Below are 2,193 nucleotides of genomic sequence, written 5' to 3' on the forward strand. Positions count from 1 at the left end.
GAAACGCTTACGCGCAGACGCGCGTAAGCGTTTACGTCATCCGTCGGATGGGATACCTTCGCGGGCGGGCCACCGGGTCCCGTTCGGGTGCGAGCGCCCGAGTTCCAGGGAGGGAGCGCCATGGCGACGATGGTCGATGTGGCCCGGCGGGCGGGCGTGTCCATCGCGACCGTCTCCCACGTCCTCAACGACACACGGCCGGTGCTGCCGCAGACACGCCAGGCCGTGCTCGACGCGATCGACGAGCTGGGCTACACGCCCAACACCCTCGCCCGCTCGCTCGTCACCTCCCGTACGCGGTCCATCGGGCTCGCGGTGTCGGCCATCAGCAATCCGTACTTCACGGAGATCCTCCAGGGCGTCGAGGCCGGCGCCCTGGAACAGGGCTACGGCCTGCTGATAGCCGATCCGCACGACGACCCGGAGCACGAGCGCAAGGTCGCCCAACTGCTGCACGAGCGGCGCGTGGACGGAATGATCATCGCGCCGTCGGCGACCCCCGACGCGCTGTTGCGCTACCTGGCGCAGCACGACGTACCCACCGTCTTCCTGGATCGGCTCGTGGACCCTCCCGCCGGGAGCGCCTTCCGCCATGACCAGGTCGGCGCCGAGAACACCGGCCCCATGGCGAGCCTGGTCGGCCATCTCGCCGAACGAGGGCACCGACGGATCGGCCTGGTCGCGGGTCTGCCCGGCCTCAGCACCACGACCGAGCGGATCACCGGATACCGGCACGGCCTCGCGCGGGCCGGACTCCCTTACGACGAACGGCTCGTGGCGCACGGCGAGTCCCGGGCGGAGACGGCCGAGGAGGCCACCCACCGGCTGCTGTCCCTCGGGGCGCCGCCCAGCGCGCTCGTCACCGCCAACAACGCCATGACCATCGGTGCTCTGCGCGCCCTGCGTGACCGGGGCCTGTCCGTGCCCGACGACCTGGCGCTGTGCTGCTTCGACGACTTCTCCTGGGCGGATCTGTTCACCCCCCGGCTCACCGTGATCGCCCAGCCCAGCAAGGAGATCGGCGCCGACGCCGTGCGACTGCTCCTGGAACGGCTGGCCTCGCCGCACCTGGAGAGCCGCACCGTCCGGCTGCCCTCCGCCTTCGTCCACCGCACCTCGTGCGGCTGCCCCGAGAACCCCGTACGCCCCGAGAGCCCCGAGGCCCCGAGGAAAGGACCCGCGTCGTGATCGTCGTCGCCGGTGAGGCCCTGATCGATCTGGTTCCGCAGGAAGCGGGGGCCTTGGCGGGCCTGCTGCCCCGTCTCGGCGGCGGCCCCTACAACACGGCGGTGGCGCTCGGCCGCCTCGGCTCCCCCACCGCCTTCTGCTCCCGCGTCTCACGCGACGCGTTCGGCGAGGCACTTCTGAGCGGGCTGCGTGACGCGGGTGTCGACGTGTCGTCGGTGCGGCGCGGCGGCGAGCCGACGACCCTGGCCGTCGCCACGATCGGTACGGACGGCTCCGCCGCCTACTCCTTCTACGTCGAGGGCACGGCCGACCGTCTCTTCTCGGCCCCGGACCGGCTCCCCGACGCCACCCGGGCGGTGTCCTTCGGCACCTGTTCCCTCGTGCTGGAACCGGGCGCGAGCGCCTACGAGGAGCTGATGCGGGCCGCCTCCGCGCAGGGCGTCTTCACGGCACTCGACCCGAACATCCGCGCCGGTCTGATCCCCGACCCGGACGCCTACCGCGCCCGGTTCAAGAGCTGGCTGCCGTCGGTGTCCCTGCTCAAGCTGTCGGAGGAGGACGCCCGATGGCTCGGCGGCACCCCGCGCGAGTGGCTGGCCTCCGGCCCCTCGGCCGTGGTGATCACCCAGGGCGGCGACGGTCTCACCGCGTTCACCCGGGACGGCTCGGTCCACTCCGTGCCCGGCGAAACGGTCGACGTCGTGGACACCATCGGCGCGGGCGACACCGTGAACGCGGCCCTGCTGCACGGTCTGGCCGCCAGGAACGCCCTGTCCCCGACCGCACTGGCGGAACTGGGCGCCCGGGGCTGGACCGAGCTTCTGCGCTTCGCGGCCCGCGCGGCCGCCGTCACCTGCTCCCGCGCCGGAGCCGAACCGCCGTACGCCTCCGAAGTCGGCGCCCTGTAGAGGCGCACGGGAACGCCCGGCCGCCACCCCCGCCGGTCCTCGACCCTGATGGCGGGCCGGCAGCCACCGCGAACACTGCACGGCGCCCCGCGGGAAG

Annotated in this window: 2 protein-coding genes; both read left to right on the plus strand. The window is 72.9% G+C overall.

The annotated features are described in order from the left end of the window. The first annotated feature begins 120 nt into the window (after positions 1–120). Complete coding sequence (locus ACFWBT_RS42715) at positions 121–1,188, plus strand: LacI family DNA-binding transcriptional regulator (protein WP_385710160.1); 1,068 nt, start codon at positions 121–123, stop codon at positions 1,186–1,188. After that, positions 1,185–2,096: a carbohydrate kinase gene (locus ACFWBT_RS42720; protein ID WP_385710163.1), complete on the plus strand. Its 912-nt coding sequence runs from the start codon at positions 1,185–1,187 to the stop codon at positions 2,094–2,096. The genes ACFWBT_RS42715 and ACFWBT_RS42720 overlap by 4 nt, the downstream gene beginning before the upstream one ends. The last annotated feature ends 97 nt before the right edge of the window (positions 2,097–2,193 follow it).

The sequence above is a fragment of the Streptomyces sp. NPDC060027 genome, from assembly GCF_042737005.1.
GTDB lineage: Bacteria > Actinomycetota > Actinomycetes > Streptomycetales > Streptomycetaceae > Streptomyces.